The organism is Dokdonella sp. (assembly GCF_049593775.1).
Classification (GTDB): domain Bacteria; phylum Pseudomonadota; class Gammaproteobacteria; order Xanthomonadales; family Rhodanobacteraceae; genus Dokdonella.
In genome coordinates, this window is sequence record NZ_JBAWHJ010000414.1 from 1 (window position 1) to 3,235 (window position 3,235).

Here is a 3,235-nt window from a genome sequence, read left to right on the forward strand (position 1 = left end):
AAGGTGGTGGTTGATGGAGCCTCCGGCTGGGTGCAGCGACCGACCGAGTGCACGCGAGAGTGTGAGCAACTGCTGGCTACCGCCGCATTCGTCGGTGCATTGTTGAAATTCTCCGACGGCGGGCCGGCACCTGCGGTGACCGCTGGCTTGTCGCGCGACACGACCATCATTTCGCGACAACTCGCTGTGCTGGGCGATCTGCGCAAGAAGGCTTTCCACCCGGCCGAGACCTATCTCGCGCGCTGGGACGATGGCTCGGCCAACGATTACGGGGCACCTTATGCCGATCTTCTTGCCTTGAGTGCGCTGGCCGCAGAGTTGCATGCGCAAGGCGACGAACCCTACGACGAGATCCGCCTCGACAATACATTCGTGCGCGGTATCGCAACGGGCCTGGCCAAGGCCTCGCAAGACGATCCGCGCAATACCGAAGTGCTCGACAACCTGGCAATCCTGTTCCAGGTGCTTGGTGACGAGCGGCGTGCCACTCTCGCCAGTCGCTTGTCGCTTGAAGCCCGGGATGCACGCGTGGAGGCGGAAAATTGAACGACTTCGCGCAATGGCGCAACTGGGCTGCCGATCTCGATGACACGGCATTCTCTCGCTTGTGGCGGGCGCTCGGCGCAGTTGCCGCGTTGCGACGGACAGCGGGTGCGCCCGCGGACTGGATCATCAAGGTGCGGGCCGACGCCATGCGCACACAGGAGTTGCGCTGGGCGTTGCCGGTATTCGACGACAGCGTATCGGTGACGTGCCGGAGCATTTCGCCACATGAATGGCTTGATCTCTGGGACGCGAAAATTGGAGAGCGTCTCGACAAGGCACCGATGCGGATTGATGTCTGGCCCAGGCACGAACCGTTGGGGGAATGGTTCGCCATGCTGGGCAGTCGTGCGCCCGTCGCCACCTTGAACATGGAATCGCGCAGCAAACGCAAGCCGGGTTGGCCGTTGCGTCTCGCCGCGCTTCGCCCGGAAGATCGCGATGTCCTCAGCCAGGCAACCGGGCTATGGCCATCAGGCCGGCTCGCGCGAATCGTCGGCGAGCATGCCGGAAGTTTCGCCTGCGATGTCCTCCTGTTTGACGGAGACATCGACACCCTGATGCCGCAGCTCGAAGGCGGCGCGGTGTCGGCAAATCTTGTCGTGCTGTGCATGCGGCGATCCTTCCTCGCCGAGGATGCCAGCAAGCTCGATGCGCTGATGGAGGCGACGCGGGCAGGCGGCTACATCGTTGTCGAATCGGCCATGGCCCTCGATCTTCCCGGACGGCTCAATCGTCTCGTTGAAGAGTTGTCGCACGCACGCCGTATCGATGTTGCGGCCAGTCTGGCGTTCGCGGGCTTGCCGCAGCCCGCGTTGATTGCGCTCAGCGATACGCTGGCCCGATTCACCATCCGCGAAGTTGCCGGGCAATTGCTGGCGCGATCGAAAGCAGCCAGGCCGCAGAGCGCACCGCCGTCGGCCATTCGCAGATTGCTGGATGCCGTCATTCCCAGGCAGCAGCCACCTGCGCCCGCGCCGCGTGGTCTTGAATCCGCAGGTGCGGAACCCGAAGCGGAGTCGAGCGGGCTGGAGTCATTAGGCGGGGATGAGGATAGGCAAGCCGCAGGCGAAGATGGCGGCGATGCGCTTGAAGCCATGTCTCCTGAACATGATGAACTGGTGCCGGATTTCGAGCGACTCGAGGCTCCGTTTGATCGCGAGTCCGGTGGCGCCACAGCTCTCGCAGAGGCCGCCGAAGAACTGGATCGTGCCGAGGCCACGGTGTCGGCGGATCGCTACCTGCAACAAAAGGCGTTCGTCGTGGCGAATGGTGAGAAGGAGCCGGCGTCGGGTGGGTTCCTGGTCGGGATGCCGGTCTTGATCGAGGTGTTCATCGGTCCGCCGGATCGCCAGGCGAATGCCATGCCCGATGCATTCCCCGAAGCCGCATTGCCGCAGGAACTTGAAAACTGGGACCTGCGTGTCTGGTTGTCCGAGCCTGATCATATTCCGCAGCCATTGTCCGGGGATATTGTCTTGCGTCGCATGGGCAGGAGCACGAGCTGCGAGTTCGCATTCACGCCCGCGCAGGCGGGTTTGTTCAATGGTCGCATCAGCGTCCTGCATCGCGGACGCGTGATCCAGACGGCTTCCTTGCGTGCCAGCGTAACCAGCGCCGGCTCACCGACGGGCGAGACCATCGCGCCGACGCTTGGTCGCGTGCTCAAGGTCAGGCAGAACCTGTCCAATCTGGATCGTCGCCCGTTCGATCTTGCCTTCGTTCTCAATCACGCCGGACTGGATCAGCCGACCGTGCATGCCATGGGCGACAAGCGCGCATGGATGGGAAACCTGCGAGTCGTTGAAAAGACCGTAGCCGATCTCAACAAGCTACTGAGCGGGCTCGCCAAAACGGCCAGGGACTACGTTGGCGGACTCGACACTGACAAGGGCAAGAGTCTGCTGCGCAAATTGGCCCAGGTGGGCAGCTATCTGCACCTCTACCTGGTCGAGTCACAGCGGCAGGCGGCAGGCGGTGCTGCAGGCGCGAATGTGCTGGATGGGGAGTTCATCCAGGTCGTCAGCACGCGCAGCGACGCGGTCGTCATACCGTTCGAATTCATCTACGCCCATGACGCGCCTGATGATGATGCGACCCTGTGCCCGAACTGGCGCGAAGGCGTCGCCGCCGGTCGCTGCACTGCAAATTGCCAGCATGGTGCGAATTCGTTCTGTCCGATGGGATTCTGGGGGCTGAGCAAGGTCATCGAGCGCCATGCCCTGCAGCCGAATCTGGCCAACGAAGGCGAAGTGGGTGTGCAATCGGAGGCCGTCAGCGGTCGTGACACGCTCAAGATTTCGGGCAACGTGGTGTTTGGCTACAGTGACAAGGTCAAGAAGGACAGCCTTGCTCCGCTGCTGCAACGCATGGCCACGGCGCACTTGAATGCCAGTGAAGCAAAGGACTGGAGCGAGTGGGCCACGCTGGTGGGCGAGCACAGTCCTTCGCTGTTGATCGCGTTGGCGCATTCCGATGGAGCGGGATTCAGTGCGACGGTCGAGATCGGTGGCGAAGCGATCAAGACCATCGGCATCACTGCCGGCCACATTCGCGCCAAACCACATGACGGTGAGCGACCGCTGGTGGCTTTGCTTGGCTGCGACATGGCAGGCACCGGTGATGACTATTCCAATCCGGTTGCGGTGTTCACGATGCGCGGCGCCGCCACGGTCATCGGCACGATCGCCAC

Annotated in this window: 2 protein-coding genes; both read left to right on the forward strand. The window is 62.8% G+C overall.

Annotated features, from left to right (window positions below):
* Positions 1-546: hypothetical protein (locus WBP53_RS14280; RefSeq protein WP_423930058.1), on the forward strand; the 546-nt coding region annotated here is incomplete at its 5' end.
* The coding region (locus WBP53_RS14285) for a hypothetical protein (protein ID WP_423930060.1) at positions 543-3,235 on the forward strand (2,693 nt) is incomplete at its 3' end. The genes WBP53_RS14280 and WBP53_RS14285, both read left to right, overlap by 4 nt.